Genomic DNA, 25,835 nt, shown 5'->3' with positions numbered 1-25,835 from the left:
GCTGGGCTGTTAAAGCCCAGCATGCATTGAGTACGCAGACCTTCCTTTAGACGTCACAGCTCCAGTCTGCATTAAAATACATAAGAACAATTATCTTAATTAAAATCAATACGTTAAAGAATGAGCACGTGCTACTGCTGCGCAGACTTATTGCTATTTAATGTACTCTAGTGCTATATTTGCGCGCGGATTAGCCCATTAAAATACACCATTCAACCTATTCAGAATATGAATCAAACATTGTCCACCCCAAAAGCACCAGGATTTCTTTGCTTAACTATAGGTATAGTTACCTTCCTGACCTTACTTATTAATGTTTCATTTAAAATTGTCGTATCAAAAGGATTGGTGTTTTCTATTCATGCAATTATATGCCCTATTATTGCCGGTTTGTTTCTTATCGCATTACGTAAATGCACGCAGAAAGAACAACGTCATATATTAAATATTTCGCTCATGTCTTTATACGCTTTTTGTCTTGGGGTTTATGTATTAATTAACCTACCCACTGTAGGGCACATGCGGGAAAATCCGGTCTATCAAATTGTATTTGATGATCTTCCCAAAAAATTCTTCGCCGTAACCATTTCCTTTGTACTCAGCTTTTATGTGCCTCATCTCTTATGCAGTACCAGAACGAAGATTTTGTCTTCAACAAAACACTGCATGCTATTAGCACTATTTGGTGGTTTGAGCTTTTTTATTTTGAATTTTATCCTTTTATTTGCAGGCGAGCATCTCCATAATTTTAGCCAAATTATGCTCGATTCCTTAATGATTGCCACATCCTTGCTGTTAGTTATAGGCATCATCTATTTAGTGATTTATTTAAAATCCCTGAACATTCCATTAAGCCTACCACACCAGAGCGAACCCTTCCCTCTGTGTTACTATTTAAGTGGTATTGCGGTCGTAATTATGTTGATTTGCCTGGCCTGCGAGTATCGTATCGTCACCTTGGTTAATCGTCACTGGATTTTAGCTGCCAGCGCCTTATTCTTTCCTGTTACCTTGGCAATTAGCACCTTGATTGGTGAGTTATGGGGCTATCAAGCGAATTTAAAATTAAGCGTGATTATCATCGCCTCTCAAGTACTTTTTGATATTCTATTATCGGCCATTGTGATTCTTCCGTCGCCTTGCTTTTGTAACTCAGAATCCTTTTACCAATATATTATGATGCGACGATTGCCGGCAACGTTTCTAACCTTATCCGCAACCTTTATGAGTAATGCCTTGTTGCTGCACTATCTGAAGCGTCATGCGGTACAACGGCCTTTACGCATCCTGATTGCCAATGTCTGTGCTAACTCATTATTATGTTTAATTGATTACAGCTTATTGTTTGGTGGGATTTATTCTTATGAGCAAATTATTAATTTAGTCGTTAATGTTTGGCAATATAAATTGTTTATCACCATCTTGTTACTGCCTTTGATTTGGAAATGTTGTAATCAAATTGAAAAAAATGTCAGTAAAACTGTAGCCCGTATTCGCACAGCGTAATACGGACTCAACTTAGTAAATGGATTAATCTTTTTTCTCTGGGCGCTTCCAACCATACATTGTCTTTTGTTTGGATTCCGTCAAAGTCAATTCACCGGGTGGCACATTCTTACGAATGGTACTGCCCGCACCGACAGTGGCATTCGCACCGACCGTTACTGGAGCGACTAATTGCGTATCTGAACCAATAAAAGCACCATCTTCGATCACGGTCTTATGCTTATTTACGCCATCGTAATTACACGTAATGGTACCGGCACCGACATTAACTTTTTTCCCTAGTTGCACATCGCCTAAATAACTCAAGTGACTGGCTTTACTGCCTTCATCAAAGACCGCCTTCTTGGTTTCCACAAAATTACCAATTTTACACTGTGCCGCCAATTGCGTCCCGGTGCGCAAGCGAGCAAAAGGCCCTATCGCGCATTCCTCACCAATAGTACAGCCTTCCAATACACTGTTGGCATAAATTTCCGTCCCAGCGCCCAGCGTTACATCAGTCAACACACAGTTCGGTCCGACAACACAGCCATCCCCTAAAGCTACCTTGCCATTAAAAACACAGTTCACATCGATGAACACGTCTTTACCGCAAATTAATTCTCCCCGTAAATCAAAGCGATTACCATCCGCAAGAGCAACCCCTTGCAGCATCAATCGCTCTGCTTCGCGACGTTGCCAGATACGTTCTAGTTGCTGTAACTGCAAGCGATTGTTAACGCCATTAATCTCCGACACATCTTTAGTTTTTAGCGTGTCAATCATTGCCTCATCGGCGACCGCTAAGGCAATGATATCGGTTAGGTAGTACTCCTGTTGCGCATTTTTATTGCTTAAACGAGGTAACCAATGCGCTAAATATTCTGCTTTTGCGCAACAAATGCCCGTATAAATTTCTTTAATATTCTTTTCTTGCTCATTTGCATCTTTTTCTTCTACAATGGCATAAACTTTGCCTTGAAGATCACGCATGATACGCCCCAAACCAAAAGGGTTTTCAAGGTGGGCAACTAAAAGTGCCAAAACGGATTGATGAATATCTGCTGGTTTGCTACATTCAACTAACGATCGAAGGATATCGGCTTGAATTAGTGGCACATCAGCAGATAAAACAAGAACTTGTGCTTGTGGTGGGATATGAGGTAGCGCTTGCATTAATGCATGCCCGGTACCTAATTGTTCTGCCTGATGGACCCAATGCACAGGTAAGTCAGGGAGTGAGTTCTTAATTTGTTCACCACCATGACCATAAATAACATGGATTGCATCAGGGTTTAATTGCTGTGCAGTTTCCACTACTCTAACTAACATGGGCTTTCCAGCAATAGGGTGAAGCACCTTAGGAGTATTGGAGTACATTCTTTTACCCTGTCCTGCAGCTAATATTACGACGTGTAGATTCATGAGATTTGTTATTCCCTAGGTTAAAAACAATAACAGGTATGCAATGAAGCAATTTTTACGTTATCAGTAGATTAAGTTTTGTTTATGATAAACAAATTGCATTTAAAGGAGTAGAGCAATGACGATATTTGTTAAAGCAGCTAAAGATCTAATTAATCGAGTTTTACTTAAGTCGATTGAAGACTCCATCGCCGAAGATAAAAGCTCCCTTTACAAATGGTTTAGAGATACCGAACTTTCTGAAAAACAACGGGAGCTAACTCGCGGCTTGCAAAAAGAAATCGATGACTTCAAGAATCTGGAGTCTGATGAAAAAAGCCTTGCCGCGCTAAAGAAACTCATTACTGATACCGATCTAATTGTAGAAGAGCAGCGGAAACTAAAAAAATGGCCCCGAGGTCATCTTAATGAAACATTGACCGGGATCAACTCCACCTTAGACCGATTTTATAATCTGATTTCCAGCAAAACCTTTAAGCTTGTTGATTTAGCAGATAATGCTGAACCATTCAATATTCTTTGCTTTTATGCCACGTATTATTTAGGTGAAAATATTATGTGTCCAATTGAAGAGGATATTTTTACCAAAGCACTTGATGCCATTGCGAGCAAAGTGTCTGCCTCCCCCATCGAGATCAGAGCTCAAAAAGAAGACTGTCTAATTAAAAATCTTATCGATTGTAAGAAAAAAATCAATGGCTCAGACACCGAACACGATGAGTATGCCGATCTTTGCCTAATCTTTGTTACTGATGCAATCAAAGCGATTATGCGGGAAAATGCCGAAATTTGTGAAGAGTCAAAGCCTGTTGCTTCATTACCTATTGTGTCATTCTCTGGACTGGGTCTCAATGTTAAAGCATCGCCGATTAAACCCAGCAGAGGGCGTTTAAGAGTAGCAATGGAAAATGCGAGTGATGATATAAAAGATTTGTGCGTGGAAAGCAAAGCCAAAATTGCCGTCTCTCTGTAATAGAGCCGGTTATAAAATATAGTTCGATTTATTAGCCGTCATTGCAAGAAGCCAGTTAGGCGGCCCCCTGGGAGTACGCAGCAAAACCCTGGTTTGCTTCACTACGTTCGCAATGACGACTCGAAAGCTCAAATTATAATTGAAGCTTAATCTATCTTTTTATCAGCGAATTATCGCGGCACAGAACCCTAAATTGCACCCATATTCGCCCGAAGAAAGACCCCCATTAAGGCAGCAATTCCCCACAAAGGTTCATTTCCATCATGGTTTTTATTTGCGGGATCTCTAGTTTTTTACTCAATAAATAGAGTAACTTACAGTGTGCGGCCTCCGGAGTCATATCATGACCACTAATAATCCCGGCCTGCTTCAAGGTATGTCCGGTAGCATATTGATCCATTTCCACCCGCCCTTCCTGACATTGGGTGCAATTGACAATAATGACTCCACGCGCACAAGCATCTTTAAGCAAACGCAAAAAACGGGGATCATTATTTTGTGCATTCCCCGCCCCATAAGTTTCCAAAATTAAACCGCATAACGGCTGATTTAAAATATAAGCTAACACATCAGAAGCAAAACCAGGAAAGAGCCGAAAATTAGCGATGAATTGCGGCTCAACGATTTGCAAGCGAAATGGATTGGCAGAAGGCTGTAATAAAAGCTCATGGTGGACTTTAATATCAATGCCTATAGTCGCTAAATGCGGATAGTTGGGCGAGCCAAAAGCGTTAAATCCTTGCGCACTAATCTTTTGCGTACGATTACCCCGCAATAAATGCTGATTGAAATAAATGCATACTTCATTAATTGGTTGGTGCGCGCAAAGCCAGAGCGAAGTAACAATGTTATCGATTGCATCATTACGCACCTCCGATAAAGGAATCTGAGAACCCGTAATAATGACCGGCTTAGCTAAATTCTCCAGCATAAAGGATAAGGCTGATGCCGTGTAAGCCATAGTATCGGTGCCATGAAAAACAATGAAGCCATCAAACTCATCATAATGATCGGCAATATCTTTAGCGATGCGATTCCAATCGCTTACAGTCATATTGGAGGAATCGAGTAAGGGGTGATATTCCTTGATCGTATATTGGGGTAAGTCCTGATGCTTTAATAATGGAATTTGCTTTAAAGCAGACGCAACATATCCCAAGGCAGGTTCATATCCCTTTTCAGTTTTAATACAACTGATCGTTCCCCCGGTGTTAATAATTAAAATATGTTTATTCATGCAGACTTTAAAGTTAGGTATTTATCCTAATTATATATCGAACCTGAACAAGGTTAAAGCAAAGTGCTCCTTGTTTTCTTCCTCCAGAGAATCAGCTGACACCTTAATTAGCTTCATTCTTTCAAGATTTTAGTAATTATTATATTTTTTTTAATAATAATGACAGATTTAATTGCCAAGTTCTTGCAGTTTATGGAAAAATCAAGGTATTAGCGATTTAGTCTAAACAGTGACATCATGGTGATTGATCGTGCCGGTTATCGGTTGAATGTAGGTATTATCCTAGTCAACGACCAAAACAGAGTATTTTGGGGAAGAAGAAGTGGACATGATGCCTGGCAATTTCCACAAGGTGGACTAGCTGCAGGGGAAACATCAATCCAAGCCATGTTCCGAGAGTTGCATGAAGAAATAGGATTGGATAAAGAAGATGTTGAAGTTATCGGTTCTACTAAGCGTTGGCTTAAGTACCGACTTCCGAAACAATATCTGCGTCATGGCAGTGAGCCCTTAGTAATTGGCCAAAAACAAAAATGGTATTTACTAAAGCTGGTTGCTAGTGAACAAAAAGTAAAACTGGACCTGAGCGATTCACCAGAGTTTGATAGCTGGCGTTGGATCGATTTTCATGAGCCAGAAGGGCAGGTTATCTTTTTTAAGCGCCAGGTTTATTCTCAGGCCTTAAAAGAGCTAGAACCTTTATTAAAAAAAAATCGTCGTACTCCCTACGGTATGAAACGGAAAAAGAGGTAATCATTGGCGTAGATGCTTAAGGTACTGAAACGAATAGTTCAAGAAGTCACCGCAGCCCAACAGCTCTCTGAGGCCCTTGGTATATTGGTGCAACAAATTAATAAAGCCATTAATGCCGAGGCCGTCTCCGTTTACCTTATTGATACCAAACATGCTGAATACGTTCTCATCGCGACCGAGGGCTTAAATAAGCAAGCCGAGTCCCGAGTACGTGTTTCCCTCGACAGCGGCTTGATTGGCCAGGTAGGGCGACGTGAAGAACCCATTAACCTGGAAGATGCTCCTTCCCATCCTGATTTTTACCATCACTCCTTATTAGGTGAAGAACGCTTTAAAGCCTTTCTCGGGGTGCCCATCATTCAACATCGTAAACTCTACGGTGTTTTAATTATTCAGCAAACCGAACAACGCTGTTTTGATGATACGGAAGAATCCTTCCTAATTACGCTAGCTGCTCAGCTAGGCGGTATTATTGCTCATGCAGAAGCCACCGGTGAGTTAGCCGAATTAACCCAACCCAAGCCGATGGGTGGCGTGGAAAAAATTGAATCCACCTCCACATCTTTAGCTGGTATTGGTTCTGTTCCAGGCATCGGTATTGGTACCGCAGTAGTAGTCTACCCCCCAGCCGATATTGATGCTGTTCCTCGCCATCCAGTAGAAACCCTAGATGAAGAAATCAGCACTTTTTATGAAGCCTTAGAAGCCACTCGCGATGACATGCTGCGCTTAGGCCGCCGCATGAAAGCCGTAGTTGCAGAAGAAGAGCATGCTTTATTTGATGTGTATTTACGGATTCTGGATAAAGACAGCCTGGGCGCGGAAGTCGTCCATGTAATTCGCGAAGAAAAAATCAGTGCGCAGGCTGCTTTAGCCACGGTAATCAAAAAACATGTAGCGCAGTTTGAAAGCATGGAGGACTCTTACCTGCGAGAACGTGCCAGTGATTTTCGCGATCTGGGTCGACGGGTATTGGCCGCCCTACAATGGTCCCAACATGAAGAGTTAGTGTATCCCACCCGTACCATTTTGATTGGCGATGAAGTAACGGCCGCAGCCTTGGCTGAAGTGCCTGAAGGTTGCTTGGCGGGTGTTGTTTCCGCCAAAGGCTCCAATAACTCCCATGTCGCTATTTTAGCGCGTGCCTTAGGCGTGCCCACCGTGATGGGAGTTCGTGGCTTAAAACTGGAGTATGTTAGTCGTCGCGCCATTATTGTCGATGGTTATTTTGGCCAGGTACACGTTTCGCCATCGAAGGCCATACTCACTGAATTTAAACTTTTAGAACAAGAAGAACAGGCGCTCAATCAAAGCCTGGTCAGCCTGCGCGATAAACCCGCCGAAACCACCGACAGTTATAAGATTTCTCTACAGGTAAATACCGGACTGGCGATGGATGCCGGTCTATCGATGAGTGTGGGTGCAGAAGGGGTTGGTTTATACCGTTCTGAAGTGCCCTTTATGAGCAGGGATCAATTCCCCTCCGAAGATGAACAAACCATTATTTATCGACAAACCCTCAAAGCATTCGCTCCACGTCCCGTGACCATGCGAACGCTAGACATTGGCGGCGATAAAGTTTTACCCTATTTCCCTGTGGAAGAAGATAATCCCTACTTGGGTTGGCGCGGTATACGCGTGACCCTCGATCACCCCGACGTCTTCCTCATGCAGGTGCGGGCGATGATGCGGGCCAGTGAAGAGCTCAATAACTTGCGTATTATGCTGCCTATGGTCACGACCCTAAGTGAGGTAGAAGAAGCAACTTATCTGATTGACCAGGCCTATGCAGAATTGCTGGAAGAAGGGTGTAACATTGCCAAGCCTAAATTAGGGGTGATGATTGAAGTGCCGGCCGCAGCCTACCTGGCACGTGAAATCGCTAAGCGGGTCGACTTTATCTCCGTGGGTAGTAACGATTTGACCCAATACTTTTTAGCAGTAGATAGAAATAATGCGCGCGTCGCCAATCTTTATGACTCCATGCATCCTGCCATGTTACGTGTATTACTTAAGGTTGTTGAAGGAGGCCATGCCGCCGGGGTTGAAGTCAGTATTTGCGGTGAAATGGCCAGCGATCCTTTAGCGGTAATTTTATTAATCGCGATGGGTTTTGATACCCTAAGTATGAACTCAGCCAGCTTACCGCGCGTAAAATACGTAATTCGTAATTTTGCAATTGCTAATGCGCGCAAAATACTTGCAGAAGTACTGGAGTTTGAACATCCCGCAGAAATTCGCCTGCATTTAGAAAAAGCTTTGGAAACCGAAGGCTTAGGGGGCTTAATTAGAGCAGGGAAATCCATATAGTGACGCTAGCACTTCTTCATGGAGTCATTTACTTATTAATTGGCGCCTTTACTGGAATTGTTGCGGGTTTATTTGGAATTGGTGGTGGTTTAATTGTCATTCCAAGCTTAGTCTTTGTCTTTCAGCAAATGGCGGTAATTCCGCATGAGATGCTCATGCATGTAGCCGTCGGTACTTCTTTGGCCATCATGATCATTACCTCGCTGGCAGCGCTCCGATCACACCACAAGATGGGTAATATTCTCTGGCCAGTAATACAAAAATTATGGCCTGGCTTAATTGTAGGGACTATATCAGGCTCGGCGCTGGCAGCAGTGATACCCAATGCCTGGCTAAAAACATTCTTTGGCATTTTTTTACTTTTTGTTGCCCTCAAAATGTTGTTCGATAAACACCACGAACATGCTGAATCATTTCCTAAACTATGGATAATCTTTCTCATCTGTTTTTTTATCGGCCTTATTTCAGGATTGCTCGGGGTTGGTGGGGGAATTTTAATTGTTCCCTTCATGACCTCCTGGGGCATCCCCGCACGTAAAATTGCGGGTATCTCCAATTCCAGTGCCTTTACCATCGCGTTGATGGGCACGCTCATCTTTATTATCACCGGCCTTCATGAAACGACAGCAATACCCTATACCCTAGGTTATGTTTACTGGCCCGCCATTCTTTTAGTTGGCGCGGCCAGTAGTATCTTCGCCCCCCTAGGCGCGAAGTTGCATTACAAATTACCAGTCCATCAATTACGGTATGGCTTTATCGTTTTGCTTATTTTAACCTCATTAAAAATGCTTCTTTAAAGGAATTTATCGCTTATGCTTCAGTACCCTTACATTAATCCGGTTGCTTTTTCACTCGGACCCATTCAAGTCCACTGGTATGGCTTGATGTACCTCATTGGCTTTGCTAGCGCCTGGCTCCTCGCTCATTGGCGCATGAAACACTACAAATTAAATTGGAATTCCGACCAGATTAGCGACCTGATTTTTTATGCCGCCCTCGGCGTCATCATCGGTGGACGTGTTGGCTACATGCTCTTTTATGATTTCCCAGTATTAATCCATACTCCTTTGTCCTTATTTAAAATCTGGGAAGGAGGCATGTCTTTCCATGGTGGCTTGTTAGGAGTTATTGCTGCTTTATGGCTGTTTGCATGCAAATACAAACGTCCCTTCTGGGAAGTCGCCGATTTTATTGCACCTTTAGTTCCCATCGGTCTTGGCGCTGGACGCGTTGGTAATTTCATCAATGGTGAGCTCTGGGGACGTGTAACCGATGCTCCTTGGGGCATGGTGTACAGTCATGTTGACCCACAGCCTCGTCACCCATCACAAATCTATGAATTTGGTTTAGAGGGTATTGGGTTATTTATCTTAGTCTGGTGCTATGCCAGCAAACCCCGCCCTGCTGGCCGAGTATCAGCGGTGTTTCTTATCGGTTATGCGGTATGCCGTATTATTGCGGAATTTTTCCGCCAACCAGACCCTCAATTAGGTTATCTTGCCTTTGGATGGCTAACTATGGGTCAAATTTTATCTGTTCCTATGATACTATTGGGCCTTTTTTTATGGTGGCGAGCTGAGCGATGAAAACATACTTGCAATTATTAGAGCATATTTTACAACACGGAACGGAAAAAACCGACCGTACAGGGACAGGAACCTTATCCGTTTTTGGCCATCAAATGCGTTTTGATTTACGTGAGGGGTTTCCTTTGGTTACCACCAAAAAGCTACACATGCGCAGCATCGTGCATGAGTTACTGTGGTTTTTAAAGGGAGATACCAATATTGCCTACCTCAAAGAAAATGGCGTCTCCATATGGGATGAATGGGCAGATAGCAATGGCGATTTAGGCCCGGTCTATGGCAAGCAATGGCGCAACTGGCCCACCCCCGATGGCCGTCATATTGACCAGCTCAGTGAGGTAGTGGAACAAATCAAAAAGAATCCTGATTCTCGTCGTTTGCTGGTCAGTGCCTGGAATATAGGCGAATTGGAGCAAATGGCCTTAATGCCCTGCCATGCCCTGTTCCAATTTTATGTAGCGAACAACACCCTATCATGCCAATTGTATCAACGCTCTGCCGATGTCTTTTTAGGCGTGCCCTTTAATATTGCTTCTTACGCACTGCTCACGCATATGGTGGCAGAACAATGTGGACTAGAAGCTGGGGAGTTTATTTGGACGGGTGGCGATTGTCATTTGTATTTAAATCACTTAGAACAAGCACGTACCCAATTAAGCAGGGAGCCATTCCCTTTGGCTCGCTTACATATCAAACGGAAGGCAAGTTCCCTATTTGATTATGTTTATGAAGATTTCGAGTTTGTGGATTATCAATCCCATCCTGCGATTAAGGCACCCATTGCTGTGTAGTCGTATCTTCCTCATCGTCGTCACCTGTTCTTAAAGAAAATTCTGGAGAAGAATGGGTGCTTTTTGCGGGCGAGGGGTTTGGTGTCTGGCTTTCGACATAAAAGCCCGGCGTAGAAGGAGTACTATGAGTACCTGATGTCATTTTCTTAGGTGTCGTACTGTCGACATAAAAAAAGCCGGGTGAGGGAGGCGTCTGATGATGTGACGTTGGCTTAGCTGCATCCCCCACAAAAAAACCAGGTGAGGGAGGAGCACTTGCGGTTTCTCTCCCCTTTTTAATTGGCGTCGTGGGAGGGTCTGCATTTACTCCGATTGTATTTACACCGTCATTACCTCCATAGATATAAATATCCTGATAAGCCCCCCCATTGCCAGCATCCGCAGACAAAATTGGCTCCTGCTCTGTGGGAAGAGTCGAACTCCCACAACAAAAAATTTTCTTTAATATTTCAAATATAGTCATAAAAAATAATCCTCTAAAATGAATAAGTGGTATAGATAGGAAGGACAACCTTGAGCGCTCACGAGATAAGCGAATTTCCTCATTGCCAAGCAACCCAGAACGATACTTCGTTAAAACTCCGTACTGGGTGCTTCACATGGTGCGCAATGACGGCCGGTGTTTTATTTTAGTTTAAATAAAAGCCATACCCGGTGTACACTGACGAATTAGATTGCCCTTAGCGATTTATCGAATTGCAGGTCAATATCATTCACTTTATTTTGACCTTGGGTTGCGTTATACAAACCATGTCCGCGAACTAATAAAGAGACAACGATCACAGCTAAACCTATCCCAGTTAAGGCAATAGCTATATTAGCCAGAACTACCTTTGCATAATTACGGTGAGTAGACATTAATTCATCATGAGAATGCAGCTTCTGGTGAAACGCCTTTTTAAAAGCTTCTTCATTGCGTGCCTCAGCCGCGTTTGCATAATAGTTCTGTAAATCCTTGGTCAACTCTACAGCCAACTGCATGGCTGCATCTGCTTTTTTAGGGCATGTTGTTTTTAAGCCCAAACCGTAAGTATGCATTGCTTTAATACTTGCCCGTAAACGGGTTAATTCTGCAGGTGCCTGCCAAGCATCAAAATCATAATTATCCAGTTCTTGTGGAGCCGATTGTGGCTGAGCTTGTAGATTCGACGAAGTAGAATCACTACTTATTGACTCTTTCGGTTCCTGTTCTGGAGCTAATTCTTTAGATGGCAATGAAGTATCGGTCGATAACTCTTGCGTATCTTCTGAGCTCGGAGCAGGGCTCAGACTGCTTGATTCTTGCCATTGCGGTTCAAAACGCAACCCGTCACCAAACAATGGAGGCATAACGGTAGATAACTCTTCCTCGCCTTGAGCGCTATCAATATCATCAAGATTACTTTGCAGGGGACCAGCCCATTTGCTTAAATCAGCATCAGGCAATACTGTTTGATAAGCAGTAGCAGCCGCCTGAGTAAAAATCCCCCATTGAACAAAAGACTCATCGTCAACAGCCACGGGCCAGCCATAAACATCAAACTTTAGCTCCCGTCCTTGATACGCCACAGGTAGATTTGCGTCGTTTTTGTCCAGAAATCTCATTAGCACGTGATAAGACAAAATACGAGGATCAATTTCTTTCGCCTTTGAGGGGTCCTTCTCATCAATTACAATCGTTGGGAAATTTTGCTTTAAATGCCCAAGATAAGTGGTAAATGCATTATGAATTTGCTCTGCAGCAGCTGCTCTTGGCTCATCAGCTGCGAGCCTACCGTTAATATCTCGGTAGAGTCCCCCAACGAATTTATTGGTGGAAGCGCTACCATGAAAGCTCAACTTTTTTCCTGTCTTTTCTGTTTTCTCTTGCATAATTTCAATAAATGGCGTTGATTAAAAGCGCGGAGTGTACTTTATTAGGAGCTCAATTAAAAGCACAAAGCAAAAAATATGGGCATAGATAATTATTGTAAATTCAATATGGTTATAAATAGTCAAACTTGGTCTCAACGTACGCAGCCTTTCGTCTTTGTAAAAGAGGCACTGTTATCATGTTAAGAAAATATCATCCTGCACGGGGTGAGGAAATCCTGATGCAAGCAGGGAGCCAGATGCAGAAGCTCCCTCGCTACGCTCGGGATGGCGTTTTGACAGTGCTCACTAGAGCCACTTGAGGATTTGCGGGGGGTTGTGTGTGGTAGCTAAAGTAGGCGTTGCAGGCCAACCAAGAATAATCGGCACCACAGCGGTCATATTTTCAGGTATTCCTAATTCACTTTTCCATTCAGGTAAATTTAACGCAGGAACTGAAAAACCGATAACACAAGAAGCAAGGCCAAAAGTCAAAGCAGAGAGCATTAAATTTTCAGCCGCTAACCAACAATCGGCACTGACAAACTCACCTTTAAACGTACTGCAAATAACAATTAAAGTAGGCGCATTATAGAAAACATTGAATTCTTTTTGTTGCACTACTTGTAAAACATGCTCTTCCTGCAAGTCATTATGTTGTTTGGTGCTGGTGAGCACCTTGGCGCTCGCGGAGATACGGTCTAATAAAGATTTATCCTGCACCACCACAAATGCGCGCGACTCTTCATGCAATGCAGATGGGGCATGGGCAGCTGCATCCAAGAGTTGATTTATAATCTCTGCATCAACTTTTTGGGGTAAATAATTACGTACTGCGCGGCGATTATATATCGCATCCATTACATCCATTTTGCTGCGCTTTATTGATTCTGCCTTTTCCATCATCGGCTCCTTAGCTTTTTCTAGATTATAGCATACCGTTCTTAAGCGCATTGGCATAAATCCTTAAATTGCCATTGCGCGCTTTACAAGCTGGCGTTGCTCTAATAAGCTTTTAACATGAACTTGATTTGCAATGGAGTTGACATGTCATTCTCGATGTATGAGCTCACTATCCCCGTGATGCTACGCAATTTAGGTATTCTTTCTGAATATATGGATAAAGCCGCTGCTTACGCGATTGAAAAAAATATTGACCCCTCCGTTTTAATTAACACCCGTCTTGCCCCGGATATGCTTCCTTTGTCAGGACAAATTCAGCGCTTTAGTGATAATTGTAAAGGGGGAGTAGCCAAACTCGCAGGCATACCCTCTCCGCGTTTTCCGGATACGGAATCGACTTTTGCCGAACTCAAAGAGCGTCTGACCAAGACAGCTGGTTTTTTACAGGATATTAAACCTGAACTACTTAATGGGGATGATAATCGCCTTCTTGAAATCAAAGTACGCCAGGAAAGTATTTCTGTGAGCGCCCGTACCTACCTATTGTCGATGTTGCTGCCAAATATATTTTTTCACCTCACCACCACCCATGACATTTTACGCCACAATGGTATGGATGTTGGAAAAATGGATTATTTAGGGTATTCCCGTTAAGCAATACCTGATTAAGGAGGTGCTCAAGAGCAATTGGAGCCACCAAGCGCCTCGATAGCTCCACGAATAATGCAAAACTATTGGCGTCTTAGCCGCTCAGCATCCATTCAGAGCCGATACCTATTATGTTATTTGCTCGCAGCAAAATAAATACGAATACTCTCGGGTAATGGTACCGATTTATTTTTAGTATAATCGACCCACACCACTTTACAGCTGCCTTGAGCCATTAAGACTTCATCCTGGTATAAATCATGATCCATCATCATACTGGAATTACCCATATTGTATATTCTGGAACGTAAAGTTACGGTCGTCGGATACACTACCGGTTTTAAATAAGTACAGGCAACATGAATAACCACCGGCCCCATTTGCTCAGTCATCTGTATATTCAACTCACGTAACCATTCAATACGCGCCTCCTGAAAATAGTCAAAATAACGTGCATTATTTACATGCCCTAAAGCATCCATATCGCCCCAAGCAATAGCGAAAGTTTTTTCGTGTACGGTAATTTTATTTTCAGTCATGATAAGTCCATAGGATCAACATCCACATTCCAGCGAATACCATTAGTTAATCTATTCATTGTTAACCACTCTCGAACTTGTGTCAAAGCGCTCTTTAATACTTTGCGAGACGGCGACTTAATTAATAATTGCATGCGGTATTGGTTGGCTTTACGGGGTAAGGGCGCGGGGGCTGGTCCCATAATCGTTAAAGGGTGATGGAGCATTTGCTCTTTTGTTGCACGCAAAAAATTTAATACGCTAGTAGAGATTTTTCCTTGTGCACGAATCACCGCAAGATAATGATAAGGGGGTAGCTGCGCTTGCTGGCGAGTAGCCAGTAGGGCATCGGCAAAGGGCTCATAGCCTTGCTGAATTAATATATTTAATAAGGGATGATCCGGTAAATGGGTCTGGATGATGACTTGCCCCGCCTGTTCGGCTCGCCCTGCTCGCCCAGCCACCTGAGTGAGTAGCTGACCTAACTGCTCCAAAGCACGGAAATCCTGGTTATATAATCCCGAATCAGCATCCAGCACCACCACGAGAGAAAGGCGTGGGAAATGATGCCCCTTAGCCAGCATTTGGGTGCCGACAATCAGCTGCGCCTCACCGCGTTGGATCATCTCCAAATGGTCATCTAAAGCATGCTTTTTACGCACCGCATCACGGTCAATTCGCACCACATTCGTGTCTGGAAAATAGGCGCTTAAAAACTCATGCACTCGCTGGGTTCCCGCCCCTACCGGAATCAACTCATGGCTTTGGCAACTGCGGCAATGCTCGGGAGTGCGTTGAGTCAGCCCACAATGATGACAAACTATTTGCCCAACTTGTTTATGCAGGGTTAAATGACTATCACAGGCTCGGCAATCCGCCATCCATCCGCATTGATGGCATAGTAAAACCGGGGCAAAACCGCGTCGATTAATAAACACTAAAACCTGATTTTGCCTTTGTAAATGTTCTTTAATTACATGCAAGGTCGGAGTGGCCAACCCATGCTGTAAAGTTTGTGCGCGCAAATCAATCAGCTGGTAATGCAGGGGCGTGGTAGATAAAGCTTTATGAGTCAATCGTAACCGCTGATATTTATCGTGTTGGCAATTATATAAACTTTCCAAACTCGGGGTTGCCGAACCCAAAATAATCGGGATATTGGCTAGATGCGCGCGCATTAGCGCGGTATCACGCGCTGAATAACGCACCCCTTCCATTTGTTTTAAAGATGCATCATGCTCTTCATCAATGACGATTAAACCTAAATTAGGCATAGGAGTAAAAATAGCCGCTCGAGTACCAATAACCATTTGCGCTTTATTTTCTTTGGCTAATTGCCAGGCAACTTGGCGTTCAGACTCATTTAAACTGGAATGAATTACGGCAATAGTCTCATTAAAGCGTGCAGTAAAACGAGCCAGTAATTGTGGGGTTAAGCCAATTTCAGGCACCAATACTAAAACTTGTTTGCCTTGCGCCAAAACCTGAGCAATTACCTGTAAATACACTTCCGTCTTACCGCTACCAGTAACCCCCTGCAATAAAAAACATTGATACTGCCCTAACTGTTCACTAATAGTAGTAACTGCAACGGCTTGTTCCGGGTTCAAAGGTAATGGATGCGATGGCATCGTACGGGTCTGGGTAGGTAACATATCCTGTTGGGATAAATCCACTACTCCTGCGGCTAGTAAATTAAGCAGCTGGCTTGAAGTAAAGCCCTGTTGCACCAGCGATTGCTTGCTAACGGGCTCATTATGGCTGGCTAAAAAGTCGACCAGCAATAATTGTTTGCGCGCACGTGTCGGCACTATTTTTCTTGCCTCATCAACGGCCAGCGCTAATTGGTAAAAATCTCCCTGAGGTAACTGGCAAGCCTGCCCTAAGCGATACTTTTTCGGTAAGGCCAAAGGCAAGACCTCAGATAATGCGGATTGATAATAGGTCCCTATCCAAGAACATAAGGTTAATAAATCCTCGGGGATTAACGGCTCACTATCAATTACCTCACTAATGCTTTTTAAAGATGTCGTTACTTCTGCTAATTCAAGTTTGCCTACCACAACTCCCAAGCGGGTCTGCTTGCGAAAGGGCACCCATACCCGCCCGCCAATACATGGGCTAAGTCCGGCCTCAGCTTCATAATCAAAAAAATCACGGCTGGTATGAGGAATACAAACCTGATAAACCGTTTTCATGCCGGTCTTTGCCATTCATGGCTTGCAGATTGTCCAGGGGCTGAAAAGACTTTTACCACCACTTTATCAATACGATGACGGTTTAATTCTTCCGTATCTTTAATTAACTCATTCACAAACCAGCGTGATAATTCTTCTACCGTAATGTTGGTTACCGGCAGCATGGTCACGTCTTCTTTGAGAAAGGGGATTTTTTTATGGTTAAAAGTAAAATAGTAATACTCTTCATCTTCTGCGTATTCTAAAAATGGCGAAAATTGTGGCATTAAAAAGGTTTGATTCAAATGGCTACATAAGTGATGAATACGCTTTTTGTAATAACGATAATCAAAGGTCATGCCATTTTCTTCGACCCAAGTGGTTAGGGCAAGGTAAACGCCATACATATGGCCATGCAAAGGCTCGCGCTCAGTGGCAGAAAAAATGGTGGTGTGCCCGGCCGAAAACTTCATCGATTCTTTCTGTAACTCGACCGTAGTCAGGTATTTTTGTATCTTCATAAACTCACTCGTTTATCTAATAGTTGAAACCCAAGTAAATCGATGTCTATATCCTTATTTAATGCGATTACTTTAAACAATTCACCCATCTCACTGGGTAAGGTCAATTGTTTAATTGCTTGTTTTGCTTTGACTTGTTCTACTTCATCATCCAGTGTATTAATTAAGCCGAGCAAACCGTTGGCGAGCAAAAAAGAGGCTTGGTCAGTATAGCCTGCAACATGAAACCCCGCCTGCTGTGCCGCTTCCGCTACATGCGTAAAGTCAACATGTGCAGTAATATCCTGCGCTCCGGGATGCAATAAAGGATCCGGATGACTCTGGTGTTGATAATGACACATCAAGGTTCCCTGGCGACGGTCCGCATGATAATACTCATGACGCGGAAAGCCATAGTCGATTAAAAACACGGTCCCTTGATTCAAGCTGCGGTAAATATTTAAGATCCAATCATCAATAAACAGATTCACCTCCGACAGATAAGGCAACGTTGCAATAGTTAAGCGTTGCTGGATGTACTCTTGTAGTGGTGAATTGTCGCAGGGTTTAAAGACTTCTTTTAATTGCTGCTGCTCGTCTAGGATAACATAACTTTCGAAAATACCGTCTTCGTTTAGCATAAAACGATGCACCGGCATAGCATCCAAGACTTCATTCGCCAACACCACCCCGTTAAAAGGAGTCTCCGGCCATTGCTCTAACCAAATAACTTTATGAGCTAAGTGAGGAATTTTTTGCTGCACTAACTCCGTCTGTCGATGGCGTAAATTGGCACTCACTTCCAAAATATAATAATGTTCTGGCAAGCAATTAAGCGTCTCTAATTGCGCTAATAAAGCCACACACAGTGCTCCACTTCCGGCACCAAATTCAAGAACCTTAGGCGATTCCAGCACCTGCATAATTTGCTGACATTGATTCGCCAGCGTTTGTCCAAAAAGCGGAGTTAACTCAGGAGCTGTAATAAAGTCCCCATGCTTACCTAATTTTTGCAAACCGGAACTGTAATAGCCTTCTCCCGGAGCATATAAGGCCAATTGCATGAATTCCACAAAAGGAAGCGCTTGCCCGTCACTAAGCCGTGCATGTAATGTTTGTTGTATACTCATAACTTATTAATAATGTCGTTAAATATTGCCATAAATCCTTGGCATTTTTTCTAAAAAGGGGAACATACATTGTATCCAATAAACACACAAGCGGCAAAAATAGCTTTGGTCACTGGCGGCGCTCGTCGTATAGGCGCTGCTATTGTGAAAAAACTGCATGGTGCGGGATATAAAGTGGCAATTCATTGTCGTTATGCCTTCGCCGAAGCACAGGAGCTTGCGGAGCAATTAAACGAGCAACGCTCAGATAGTGCCATTGTTTTACAAAAAGAATTAACTGAACCTCATGCTGCACAGGAATTGATTACCGCCGTGAGCGCTTGGGCAGGACAATTGCATTTGCTGGTGAATAATGCCTCGGTTTTTATACGCAACGATTGCCATCAAACTGAAGAAGCGAATTGGGAGCTTCTTTTTAATGCCAATGTAAAGGCTCCTTTTTTATTAAGCCTTGCCGCCCGTCCGCTGTTAGCGAAGAGTGCTGGTGCAATTATCAACATTACGGACATCCATGCGGCAAAGCCGCTTTCTGGCTATTCGGTTTATTGCCAGACAAAAGCGGCTCTGGAAATGCAAACTAAAAGCCTGGCCCGAGAGCTTGCCCCAGAAATTCGCGTCAATGCAGTTGCTCCCGGTTCGATTGCCTGGCCAGAGAATGAAAATAGTTTGAACCAAGCGATACAGCAAAAAATTATTGCGGAAACACCATTAAAGCGGCATGGGAGTCCGGAGTTTATTGCACAAGCGGTGTTGGCTTTGGCGGAAAATTCCTTTATTACAGGTCAAATTTTACAGGTTGATGGGGGTCGGAGTTTAAGTTAATTAGGAGAGCGGTTATTCACCTGGGCGATTTTGCGTAGCGTCGACTCCCCAATCAGTGTCACCTGGTTGCTTGCAGCCAGGTGACATCTAATAATATTTCGCGGCTAAGATCTGTTTAACCCAAAGACCCAATAAACGCCTCAATCTCCAGCAACGAACCCAGCTGATAAAATTCCTGCAACCAAGTAGCATTGAGATTCTTGCCGAAATAATAGCGCACCAAAGACTTACTTTGTAAAATAGCCTTAAACTCATCTTCCAAAGCTGCCAAATCCCGTAAATGGGTCAGAAATAAATCGGCCCTTTCCACCCCACTTATATGAATGGAGCGTTGTTCCAATAATTCCTGGTACAGCCAAGGCTGGCCACTGCCAGCACGCGCAATCATGAAGGCATCACAAGCACTAACCTCCACTGCCCGCTGCAAACTCGCAATCGAGTCGATATCACCATTAGCGATTACCGGTATGTTCACCGCCTGTTTAATGCGTGCAATTTGCTGAAGATTAACCGCTACATCATAATCATCAACCCAACGTCGGCCATGTACAATTAAAGCATCGGCCCCTGCCGCGGCAATTTTTTGCGCCAAAATAACATCGTCGTTGCTATCTTGAATACGAATTTTAACCGTAAGTGGAATTGTAATCGCCGCTCGCACCGTCTTCACGATATCGGCTAGGCGCTCTGGTGTTTCTAATAAAGCACTCCCCGCCCCCTTCTTACGAATCTTAGGCTTAGGACACCCACAATTAATATCAATCAGGTCCGCACCATAAGCCTCTAATTGCACTGCAGCCTGGGCTAAAACCCTAGATTCAGTTCCCGAGATTTGATAGGCTAAATATCGCTCTTCAGGTGAACGATAAATATAACGGGAATTGAGGTCATGACGATGCACCACATCCATTGCTGAACTCATTTCGGTAACGCAGTATGCTGGAGCGCTATAACGATTAAATAAAGTCCTGAAGGGTGCACAACTGTACCCTGCCAATGGACCCTGAATTAAACGGTGAGGTACCGTAAGAGAACCTATTTGTAGAGGACTATTAATAAAAGCGTGCATCAAATTAAATCAAAGCTATAATGACAACAATTTTAACATTATTCTGCAAAAAATCGAACTAACCAGGAACATGCATTAATTATGGACAAACATTATTTATCCCCATTGGAGTTACTGAGTATTGCAACCCAACATGCTTATGCCGCAGATAATCTCCTACAACAGCTAGATTACGAAGCCATCGGCTCACCTAGAGCCTTATTCATCCTCACACCCATTACTTCCTTAATGTACCACGCGTTTCAATTAACCTTAAAAGCCTATTGCTTGCACGAACAACGTCCCATTAAAGAATATAAAAACTTAATGGAGCTGGTTGAATTAAACGGTCATTTGGGCTTTTCTCGTCAAGAAATTGATCAGCTAAAAATGCTATCTCGACAACAAGCCTTCCATAAAGGCTCAGAATATGACCTCTGGGAAAATCAGCAACAACTCCATGTCTTTTGCGAAGAAATTATTTCTTTGTACCAACGCTTACAACTGATGATGCCATTGGAATTACATCCCGATTACCAATAGAAAAACCAAGCCTTGATGCCACCGATATCAATGCTACTTTTTTTGTAAGCACTTGGCATCACTTGAATTTCACGTTAGGATAAGTTTTTTTAAACCTCGGTAGGTATCGCCATGGAGCAAGTAAAAGACCACACAGTTGTCGATTCGGTACAACAACAAATAGCGCAGCTACGTCAGCACCTTAATGCGCAGATTTTGGGACAAGAAGGCTTAATATCTCGTTTGTTGATTGCCTTATTGGCAGATGGTCATTTATTGGTAGAAGGGGCACCTGGTTTAGCAAAAACCCGTGCAGTTAAAGAATTATCCGATGGAGTTGAAGGTGATTTTCATCGCATTCAGTTTACTCCGGATCTGTTACCTGGCGATTTGACCGGGACTGATGTTTATCATCCGCAAAATGGCTCTTTCGTATTTCAACCAGGTCCAATATTTCACCACCTTCTATTGGCAGATGAAATCAACCGCGCTCCAGCTAAAGTACAATCGGCCTTACTGGAAGCGATGGCGGAACGACAAGTCACCATTGGTGGAAAAACCTATCCCTTGCCAGAATTATTTCTGGTCATGGCAACGCAAAACCCGATTGAGCAAGAGGGAACCTATCCCTTACCTGAAGCGCAATTAGACCGTTTCCTGATGTATGTGAAAATTGGTTATCCAGATGCTAAGGTTGAACAAGATATTTTGGCTCTATCACGTCGAGAAGCCTTAGGGGCTGCGATGGCCTCCCCTAAGCCAGTCTTCACAAAATTACCCCAAGCCACCTTATTTGAGGCACGCAAACAGGTACTGAAAGTACATACCAGTGAAGCCTTAGAAAATTATTTAGTACAACTGGTCGTCGCCACCCGTAACCCCGGAATATATGATGAAGAGTTAGGGCGTTGGTTACGTTTTGGTGCAAGCCCACGTGCAACCATTGCTCTGGACCGTTGTTCGAAAGCACATGCCTGGCTTGCGGGCCGTGATTATGTAACGCCAGATGATATTCATGTGATAGCTCATGATGTGTTGCGCCATCGCATTTTATTAAGTTTTGAAGCAGAAGCTGAAGGAATCAGTAGTGACGACTTTATTGATTCTCTATTACGGTTAGTCGCTGTTCCGTAACATGAGGTTTTTATGGCTGATGGAGTTATTGCAGAATTAAATGAATTGATTGACTTGCGCCGTTATGCGCAATCAATTCGCTATCAACCCGAAGGACGGGCGATTCGTGCTGGAAATCATCTGTCCAAATTACGTGGTCGCGGCATGGACTTTGCTGAGGTACGCCATTATCAAGCCGGAGATGAAATTCGTCACATGGAATGGCGGGTTACCGCCCGTACTGGCAGACCCCATGTGAAAATTTATCAAGAGGAACGCGAACGACCAGTGGTGATTCTGGCTGATTTCAACCCCTCCATGATTTTCGGTACCCGAGTCGCTTTCAAATCGGTAGTGGCCGCTCGTCTAGCCGCCATGTTGGCCTGGACGGTAATTAAACAAGGCGATCGGGTGGGCGGGTTATTTTTCTCTGCAACGGAGCATAGTGAATTTATTCCGCGTGGACGTGATTCCGGAGTTCTTCCCATGCTAGCTGCCCTAAGCCAATACACCGAACAAAGCGACACTCAACGTGAAGCCCCCCCACCCTGCTAAGTGATGCTCTATTACGTTTACGCCGCGTGGTTAGGCCAGGCAGTATTTTGGTGTTGATCAGTGATTTTTATACAATGGATGAGGAATGTGAAAAGCATTTAAATCGTTTACGCAGCCATAATGATATTATTGCCTATCATATTTGCGACCGGGTGGAATTAGCGCCTCCCAAACCGCAACAATATGCCATCACCAATGGACAGCAGGAATTACTGCTGGATACACGTGTACGCTCGGTAAACGAAGCATATCAGCAATATTGCCAACAAAGAATAAATCTGTTGCAAGAACAATTTAAACGCTTACACATTCAATACGTACAAACCACGGCGGATCTTGATTTAACGCAACTGGTACGTCGTACTTTCTCCAGGAGGTCTCGTGGCTAATCAGAGCGACCCTTTAGCTCAGCTTAAAGACATTCATTTGCCGGATGCCATTAGCTGGTGGCCACTTGCACCGGGCTGGTATGGCCTCATTACACTAGTCGTTCTGCTCATTGCCGTGTTGGCGGCATATCTTTATCGACACCACAGTTATGCCTTAGCCAAAAAGCAAGCCTTGCTTTTATTAGCAAACTATCACGAAGACTATGAAAAAGAACATAATACGTCAAGCAGCAGCGCGCAAATTTCAGAGTTATTGCGCCGGGTTGCCTTAGTCTATTATCCGCGCACTGAAGTAGCCAGCTTGCATGGCGAGGCTTGGTTGCAATTTTTAAATCAAACCAGCACAGGAATAGACTTTAATGCTGTACGCACACTCCTGTTAGATGCGCCTTTTAAAGCCGTCGATACGGGCATGGATCTAAATCCCTTGTTCAGCCATGCTCAGCGTTGGATTAAGCAAAGGGGAGTACCATGTTCACATTAGTCAATCCCTGGGTTTTATTACTCATGCCCTTACCCTTATTATTCTGGCTGCTCATGCCCAAAGCCAGGCTGCAGCTGCCTACGGCCTTAAATGTGCCCTTTTTTAAGGCAATGGCGGGAATTGCTAACCAGCAGCAACGCTCACTTAGTGCACAATCGTCGTTATTACTGCCTGCACTAATCTGGCTATTGCTCGTTTTTGCCTTAGCAGGTCCACGTTGGATTGGTGAACCCAAACCGGTTGAGCGTGAGGGCTACAACATAATGATGGCCTTAGACTTATCAGGCAGTATGGAAATACCCGATATGATGCTGAATGGGCGACCTGCCAGTCGCCTGAGTGTGGTTAAAAACGCCGCAGAACAATTTGTTCAAGCACGAGCTGGTGACAAAATAGGCCTCATCTTATTTGGTAGTAACGCATACCTGCAAACGCCCTTAACCTATGATCGACAAAGCGTTTTACTACGCCTTATCGACGCAACCGCGGGTTTAGCGGGAAAAACGACCTCCATTGGTGATGCCATTGGTTTGGCTGTCAAACGCTTGGAACAAGTGCCGCAACAAGGGCGGGTTCTTATTCTCTTAACCGATGGTGCCAATAACTCCGGTGTGCTTGAACCTCTTAAGGCGGCCGAGTTGGCAAAAGATGAAGGAATAAAAATATACACTATTGGTTTAGGGGCCGCAGCCGATCCACGAGCGCTAACCAGTGCTTTTCTCATGCAAAACGCTTCCGCAGATCTGGATGAAGATACCTTAAAAGCAATCGCAGCACTAACGGGCGGACGCTATTTTCGTGCCACCGATATGGCTAGCTTACACAGCATTTATGAAACCATTAATCAATTAGTAAAAGTAAATCAAGAGCAAGCAACCATCCGCCCACAAAAAGACTATTATCCATGGTTTGTTGGCGTAGCGCTCCTGCTCTGTCTTTATTGGCTGGCAAGTCAAGCTGATTTGCGAATCAAAGCTCCTGTAACTACAGCAAATCCGGAGGCCTTAAATCATGATCGCTGATTTTCATTTCTTAAGACCCTGGTGGTTACTCATGATTATCCCCTTACTAGGACTCGGCTTTGCCAGCTGGCGCCGCCATCCTAAACTGCATGCATGGGCAGAAATTTGCGATCCCCATTTGCTTCATCATTTGCTACAAAAGAAAGGACAAGGTCGGCGAATGGGGGCAATTTTTTGCTTATTGCTCAGCATCCTCTTTATGATTATCAGTATTGCTGGGCCCGCCTGGCATAAGTTACCGGTGCCAACCTATAAACCCATACAACCACGCGTCTTAGTACTGGATATGTCCGAAAATATGCTGGAAAAGGATTTGAGTCCTAATCGTCTAAGCCGTGCTAAATTTAAGTTACGTGATTTATTTGCACGTAAAGATATTGGTCAATTTGGTTTAGTTGCCTTTACCAGTGAACCTTTTGTCGTCTCTCCGCTTACCGATGATGGCCAGACCATTAGCGCCTTATTATCTTCATTAACTCCCAACATCATGCCAGTAACCGGCCATAATTTGGAAAGTGCGGTAGCTGAAGCCGCGTTATTAATTAGGCAAGCCGGTTATAACCATGGGCAAATTCTCGTATTAACCGCAGATTCCCCATCCACAAATGCCATTGCAGAAGCCAAGAAATTAGCCGCAGCAGAAATCGTCACCTCCATTATGCCCATTACGGCTGACACCAATTTAAATCCATTATTTCAAGTGTTTGCAGAGGCGGGAGATGGCCAATTGTTAAGATACACTTCCGATGCTAGTAATTTAGATCAATGGATCGATGCGAGTGAGCAAAAGCAATTTGCCTTGAGTAAAGAGGATAATATTCCATTATGGCGTGATGAAGGGCGTTGGTTTTTAATCGCTGCTTTATTATTACTGCTCCCGGTCTTTCAACGTGGCTGGCTGCAAAGGATCGTAGTATGATGCGTTATTTAATTCTTTTATTTACTTCATTCCTGTCCTTATCAGCCCAAGCCTGGCAATGGCAAGACCTGTGGTCTACTGCGGATCAGCAAGGGCAAGAGTTAATGAGTAAGCAGCTGTATAAAGAAGCTGGGGCCACCTTTAATCGCAATGACTGGGCTGCAGCTGCAGCTTATCGTGCTGGAGATTATCAAAAGGCCAGCGAACTTTATCAAAAGCAACAAGATGAACAAGGTTATTATAATCAAGGCAATGCTTTAGCTCACTTGGGTAAATATAAAGAAGCAATCGCCGCTTACGATAAAGCCTTAGCCAAAAATCCTGAAAATCAGGATGCCCTGGTTAATCGTAAGTTACTTGAAAAGCTTTTAAAGCAAAACCCCGAGCAGAAAAACCCAAATCAGCAAAAGCAAGACCAGCAAAAGCAAGACCAGCAAAAGCAAGACCAGCAAAAGCAGGACCAGCAAAAGCAGGACCAGCAAAAACAGGACCAGCAAAAGCAGGACCAGCAAAAACAGGACCAGCAAAAGCAGGAACAGCAAAAGCAGGACCAGCAAAAGCAGGACCAGCAAAAGCAGGAACAGCAAAAGCAGGACCAGCAAAAGCAGGACCAGCAAAAGCAGGACCAGCAAAAGCAGGACCAGCAAAAGCAGGACCAGCAAAAGCAGGATCAGCAAAAGCAGGACCAGCAA

General features: G+C 43.8%; 25 protein-coding genes and 1 pseudogene. 16 read left to right on the top strand and 10 right to left on the bottom strand.

Translation table 11 applies throughout. The annotated features are described in order from the left end of the window. The first annotated feature begins 228 nt into the window (after nt 1–228). Complete coding sequence (locus ACD661_RS13935; protein WP_400188476.1) at nt 229–1,506, top strand: VUT family protein; 1,278 nt, start codon at nt 229–231, stop codon at nt 1,504–1,506. 24 nt (nt 1,507–1,530) lie between these two features. Here the strand turns inward: ACD661_RS13935 and glmU are convergent, their stop codons facing one another. Then, a complete protein-coding gene (glmU, locus tag ACD661_RS13930) occupies nt 1,531–2,910 on the bottom strand; it encodes a bifunctional UDP-N-acetylglucosamine diphosphorylase/glucosamine-1-phosphate N-acetyltransferase GlmU (protein WP_400188475.1) in 1,380 nt (459 codons plus the stop codon). Nucleotides 2,911–3,028: 118 nt separating this feature from the next. Between glmU and ACD661_RS13925 the strand changes: the two genes are divergently transcribed. Next, nucleotides 3,029–3,883 (top strand): hypothetical protein, encoded by an 855-nt coding sequence (locus tag ACD661_RS13925; RefSeq protein ID WP_400188474.1) that lies wholly within the window; start codon nt 3,029–3,031, stop codon nt 3,881–3,883. A gap of 226 nt (nt 3,884–4,109) precedes the next feature. On the opposite strand, the gene ansA is transcribed toward ACD661_RS13925, so the two are convergent. After that, entirely contained in the window at nt 4,110–5,120 is a 1,011-nt protein-coding gene (gene ansA / locus ACD661_RS13920) for an asparaginase (protein ID WP_400188473.1), read from the bottom strand. A 237-nt stretch (nt 5,121–5,357) separates the two neighbouring features. On the opposite strand from ansA, the gene ACD661_RS13915 reads away from it, so the two are divergent. The 5 genes from ACD661_RS13915 to thyA are packed head-to-tail and all read left to right on the top strand — an operon-like array spanning nt 5,358 to nt 10,563. Next, nucleotides 5,358–5,873, top strand: a complete 516-nt coding sequence (locus ACD661_RS13915; protein ID WP_472975199.1) for an RNA pyrophosphohydrolase — start codon at nt 5,358–5,360, stop codon at nt 5,871–5,873. Between the two features lie 12 nt (nt 5,874–5,885). Further along, nucleotides 5,886–8,183 carry a phosphoenolpyruvate--protein phosphotransferase gene (ptsP, locus tag ACD661_RS13910; protein ID WP_400188472.1) on the top strand — a complete coding sequence of 766 codons (2,298 nt, stop codon included), beginning with the start codon at nt 5,886–5,888 and terminating at the stop codon, nt 8,181–8,183. Continuing rightward, the gene (locus ACD661_RS13905; protein WP_400188471.1) at nt 8,183–8,983 is read left to right on the top strand and encodes a sulfite exporter TauE/SafE family protein; all 801 of its coding nucleotides are present in this window, start codon (nt 8,183–8,185) and stop codon (nt 8,981–8,983) included. Before ptsP ends, ACD661_RS13905 begins: the two co-directional genes overlap by 1 nt. A gap of 15 nt (nt 8,984–8,998) precedes the next feature. Continuing rightward, nucleotides 8,999–9,772 (top strand): prolipoprotein diacylglyceryl transferase, encoded by a 774-nt coding sequence (lgt, locus tag ACD661_RS13900; RefSeq protein ID WP_400188470.1) that lies wholly within the window; start codon nt 8,999–9,001, stop codon nt 9,770–9,772. Then, entirely contained in the window at nt 9,769–10,563 is a 795-nt protein-coding gene (thyA, locus tag ACD661_RS13895) for a thymidylate synthase (RefSeq protein WP_400188469.1), read from the top strand. Before lgt ends, thyA begins: the two co-directional genes overlap by 4 nt. Here the strand turns inward: thyA and ACD661_RS13890 are convergent. The 3 genes from ACD661_RS13890 to ACD661_RS13880 all read right to left on the bottom strand — a co-directional run bounded on the left by ACD661_RS13890 (nt 10,541) and on the right by ACD661_RS13880 (nt 13,296). Next, a complete protein-coding gene (locus ACD661_RS13890; RefSeq protein ID WP_400188468.1) occupies nt 10,541–11,026 on the bottom strand; it encodes a hypothetical protein in 486 nt (161 codons plus the stop codon). The genes thyA and ACD661_RS13890 overlap by 23 nt on opposite strands. 206 nt (nt 11,027–11,232) lie before the next feature. Then, nucleotides 11,233–12,414, bottom strand: coding sequence for a hypothetical protein (locus ACD661_RS13885; RefSeq protein ID WP_400188467.1), 1,182 nt, complete (start codon nt 12,412–12,414; stop codon nt 11,233–11,235). A gap of 288 nt (nt 12,415–12,702) precedes the next feature. After that, complete coding sequence (locus ACD661_RS13880; RefSeq protein WP_400188558.1) at nt 12,703–13,296, bottom strand: nitroreductase family protein; 594 nt, start codon at nt 13,294–13,296, stop codon at nt 12,703–12,705. Nucleotides 13,297–13,440: 144 nt separating this feature from the next. Here ACD661_RS13880 and ACD661_RS13875 point away from each other — a divergent pair, with 144 nt between their 5' ends. After that, nucleotides 13,441–13,950 (top strand): DUF1993 domain-containing protein, encoded by a 510-nt coding sequence (locus ACD661_RS13875; RefSeq protein ID WP_400188466.1) that lies wholly within the window; start codon nt 13,441–13,443, stop codon nt 13,948–13,950. 128 nt (nt 13,951–14,078) lie between these two features. On the opposite strand, the gene ACD661_RS13870 is transcribed toward ACD661_RS13875, so the two are convergent. Genes ACD661_RS13870 through ACD661_RS13855 form a run of 4 tightly spaced genes read right to left on the bottom strand, consistent with a single transcriptional unit; the run spans nt 14,079 to nt 18,269 of the window. Continuing rightward, on the bottom strand, nt 14,079–14,483 hold the full coding sequence (locus tag ACD661_RS13870; RefSeq protein ID WP_400188465.1) for an acyl-CoA thioesterase: 405 nt from the start codon (nt 14,481–14,483) through the stop codon (nt 14,079–14,081). Then, nucleotides 14,480–16,660 (bottom strand): primosomal protein N', encoded by a 2,181-nt coding sequence (locus tag ACD661_RS13865; RefSeq protein WP_400188464.1) that lies wholly within the window; start codon nt 16,658–16,660, stop codon nt 14,480–14,482. The genes ACD661_RS13870 and ACD661_RS13865 overlap by 4 nt, the downstream gene beginning before the upstream one ends. Next, nucleotides 16,657–17,160: a 6-pyruvoyl trahydropterin synthase family protein gene (locus tag ACD661_RS13860; RefSeq protein WP_400188463.1), complete on the bottom strand. Its 504-nt coding sequence runs from the start codon at nt 17,158–17,160 to the stop codon at nt 16,657–16,659. Before ACD661_RS13860 ends, ACD661_RS13865 begins: the two co-directional genes overlap by 4 nt. Further along, nucleotides 17,157–18,269 carry a class I SAM-dependent methyltransferase gene (locus ACD661_RS13855; protein ID WP_400188462.1) on the bottom strand — a complete coding sequence of 371 codons (1,113 nt, stop codon included), beginning with the start codon at nt 18,267–18,269 and terminating at the stop codon, nt 17,157–17,159. Before ACD661_RS13855 ends, ACD661_RS13860 begins: the two co-directional genes overlap by 4 nt. Before the next feature lie 69 nt (nt 18,270–18,338). Here ACD661_RS13855 and ACD661_RS13850 point away from each other — a divergent pair, with 69 nt between their 5' ends. After that, nucleotides 18,339–19,091 carry a pteridine reductase gene (locus ACD661_RS13850; protein ID WP_400188461.1) on the top strand — a complete coding sequence of 251 codons (753 nt, stop codon included), beginning with the start codon at nt 18,339–18,341 and terminating at the stop codon, nt 19,089–19,091. Between the two features lie 115 nt (nt 19,092–19,206). Here the strand turns inward: ACD661_RS13850 and ACD661_RS13845 are convergent, their stop codons facing one another. Beyond that, complete coding sequence (locus ACD661_RS13845) at nt 19,207–20,160, bottom strand: tRNA dihydrouridine synthase (RefSeq protein WP_400188460.1); 954 nt, start codon at nt 20,158–20,160, stop codon at nt 19,207–19,209. Between the two features lie 81 nt (nt 20,161–20,241). Here ACD661_RS13845 and ACD661_RS13840 point away from each other — a divergent pair, with 81 nt between their 5' ends. The 7 genes and pseudogenes from ACD661_RS13840 to ACD661_RS13810 form a co-directional block, all read left to right on the top strand. Next, on the top strand, nt 20,242–20,682 hold the full coding sequence (locus ACD661_RS13840; protein WP_400188459.1) for a hypothetical protein: 441 nt from the start codon (nt 20,242–20,244) through the stop codon (nt 20,680–20,682). Between the two features lie 111 nt (nt 20,683–20,793). Next, complete coding sequence (locus tag ACD661_RS13835; RefSeq protein WP_400188458.1) at nt 20,794–21,795, top strand: AAA family ATPase; 1,002 nt, start codon at nt 20,794–20,796, stop codon at nt 21,793–21,795. A gap of 12 nt (nt 21,796–21,807) precedes the next feature. Beyond that, nucleotides 21,808–22,718 (top strand): annotated as a pseudogene (locus tag ACD661_RS13830) (DUF58 domain-containing protein). Continuing rightward, nucleotides 22,711–23,202 carry a DUF4381 domain-containing protein gene (locus ACD661_RS13825; protein ID WP_400188457.1) on the top strand — a complete coding sequence of 164 codons (492 nt, stop codon included), beginning with the start codon at nt 22,711–22,713 and terminating at the stop codon, nt 23,200–23,202. The pseudogene ACD661_RS13830 and the gene ACD661_RS13825 overlap by 8 nt, the downstream one beginning before the upstream one ends. Continuing rightward, a complete protein-coding gene (locus tag ACD661_RS13820) occupies nt 23,190–24,224 on the top strand; it encodes a VWA domain-containing protein (RefSeq protein WP_400188456.1) in 1,035 nt (344 codons plus the stop codon). The genes ACD661_RS13825 and ACD661_RS13820 overlap by 13 nt, the downstream gene beginning before the upstream one ends. Continuing rightward, the gene (locus ACD661_RS13815) at nt 24,214–25,143 is read left to right on the top strand and encodes a VWA domain-containing protein (RefSeq protein WP_400188455.1); all 930 of its coding nucleotides are present in this window, start codon (nt 24,214–24,216) and stop codon (nt 25,141–25,143) included. Before ACD661_RS13820 ends, ACD661_RS13815 begins: the two co-directional genes overlap by 11 nt. Beyond that, the coding region (locus tag ACD661_RS13810) for a tetratricopeptide repeat protein (protein ID WP_400188454.1) at nt 25,140–25,835 on the top strand (696 nt) is incomplete at its 3' end. The genes ACD661_RS13815 and ACD661_RS13810, both read left to right, overlap by 4 nt.

The sequence above is a fragment of the Legionella lytica genome, assembly GCF_044626755.1.
GTDB classification, from domain to species: domain Bacteria; phylum Pseudomonadota; class Gammaproteobacteria; order Legionellales; family Legionellaceae; genus Legionella; species Legionella lytica_A.
This window is presented reverse-complemented; position numbering and strand designations above follow the sequence as displayed.

Coding starts and splice junctions, on each gene's coding strand:
- ACD661_RS13935 (WP_400188476.1), top strand. CDS start 229: ATGAATCAAACATTGTCCACCCCAAAAGCACCAGGATTTCTTTGCTTA.
- glmU (WP_400188475.1), bottom strand. CDS start 2,910: ATGAATCTACACGTCGTAATATTAGCTGCAGGACAGGGTAAAAGAATG.
- ACD661_RS13925 (WP_400188474.1), top strand. CDS start 3,029: ATGACGATATTTGTTAAAGCAGCTAAAGATCTAATTAATCGAGTTTTA.
- ansA (WP_400188473.1), bottom strand. CDS start 5,120: ATGAATAAACATATTTTAATTATTAACACCGGGGGAACGATCAGTTGT.
- ACD661_RS13915 (WP_472975199.1), top strand. CDS start 5,358: ATGGTGATTGATCGTGCCGGTTATCGGTTGAATGTAGGTATTATCCTA.
- ptsP (WP_400188472.1), top strand. CDS start 5,886: ATGCTTAAGGTACTGAAACGAATAGTTCAAGAAGTCACCGCAGCCCAA.
- lgt (WP_400188470.1), top strand. CDS start 8,999: ATGCTTCAGTACCCTTACATTAATCCGGTTGCTTTTTCACTCGGACCC.
- thyA (WP_400188469.1), top strand. CDS start 9,769: ATGAAAACATACTTGCAATTATTAGAGCATATTTTACAACACGGAACG.
- ACD661_RS13890 (WP_400188468.1), bottom strand. CDS start 11,026: ATGACTATATTTGAAATATTAAAGAAAATTTTTTGTTGTGGGAGTTCG.
- ACD661_RS13885 (WP_400188467.1), bottom strand. CDS start 12,414: ATGCAAGAGAAAACAGAAAAGACAGGAAAAAAGTTGAGCTTTCATGGT.
- ACD661_RS13880 (WP_400188558.1), bottom strand. CDS start 13,296: ATGGAAAAGGCAGAATCAATAAAGCGCAGCAAAATGGATGTAATGGAT.
- ACD661_RS13875 (WP_400188466.1), top strand. CDS start 13,441: ATGTCATTCTCGATGTATGAGCTCACTATCCCCGTGATGCTACGCAAT.
- ACD661_RS13870 (WP_400188465.1), bottom strand. CDS start 14,483: ATGACTGAAAATAAAATTACCGTACACGAAAAAACTTTCGCTATTGCT.
- ACD661_RS13865 (WP_400188464.1), bottom strand. CDS start 16,660: ATGAAAACGGTTTATCAGGTTTGTATTCCTCATACCAGCCGTGATTTT.
- ACD661_RS13860 (WP_400188463.1), bottom strand. CDS start 17,160: ATGAAGATACAAAAATACCTGACTACGGTCGAGTTACAGAAAGAATCG.
- ACD661_RS13855 (WP_400188462.1), bottom strand. CDS start 18,269: ATGAGTATACAACAAACATTACATGCACGGCTTAGTGACGGGCAAGCG.
- ACD661_RS13845 (WP_400188460.1), bottom strand. CDS start 20,160: ATGCACGCTTTTATTAATAGTCCTCTACAAATAGGTTCTCTTACGGTA.
- ACD661_RS13840 (WP_400188459.1), top strand. CDS start 20,242: ATGGACAAACATTATTTATCCCCATTGGAGTTACTGAGTATTGCAACC.
- ACD661_RS13835 (WP_400188458.1), top strand. CDS start 20,794: ATGGAGCAAGTAAAAGACCACACAGTTGTCGATTCGGTACAACAACAA.
- ACD661_RS13820 (WP_400188456.1), top strand. CDS start 23,190: ATGTTCACATTAGTCAATCCCTGGGTTTTATTACTCATGCCCTTACCC.
- ACD661_RS13815 (WP_400188455.1), top strand. CDS start 24,214: ATGATCGCTGATTTTCATTTCTTAAGACCCTGGTGGTTACTCATGATT.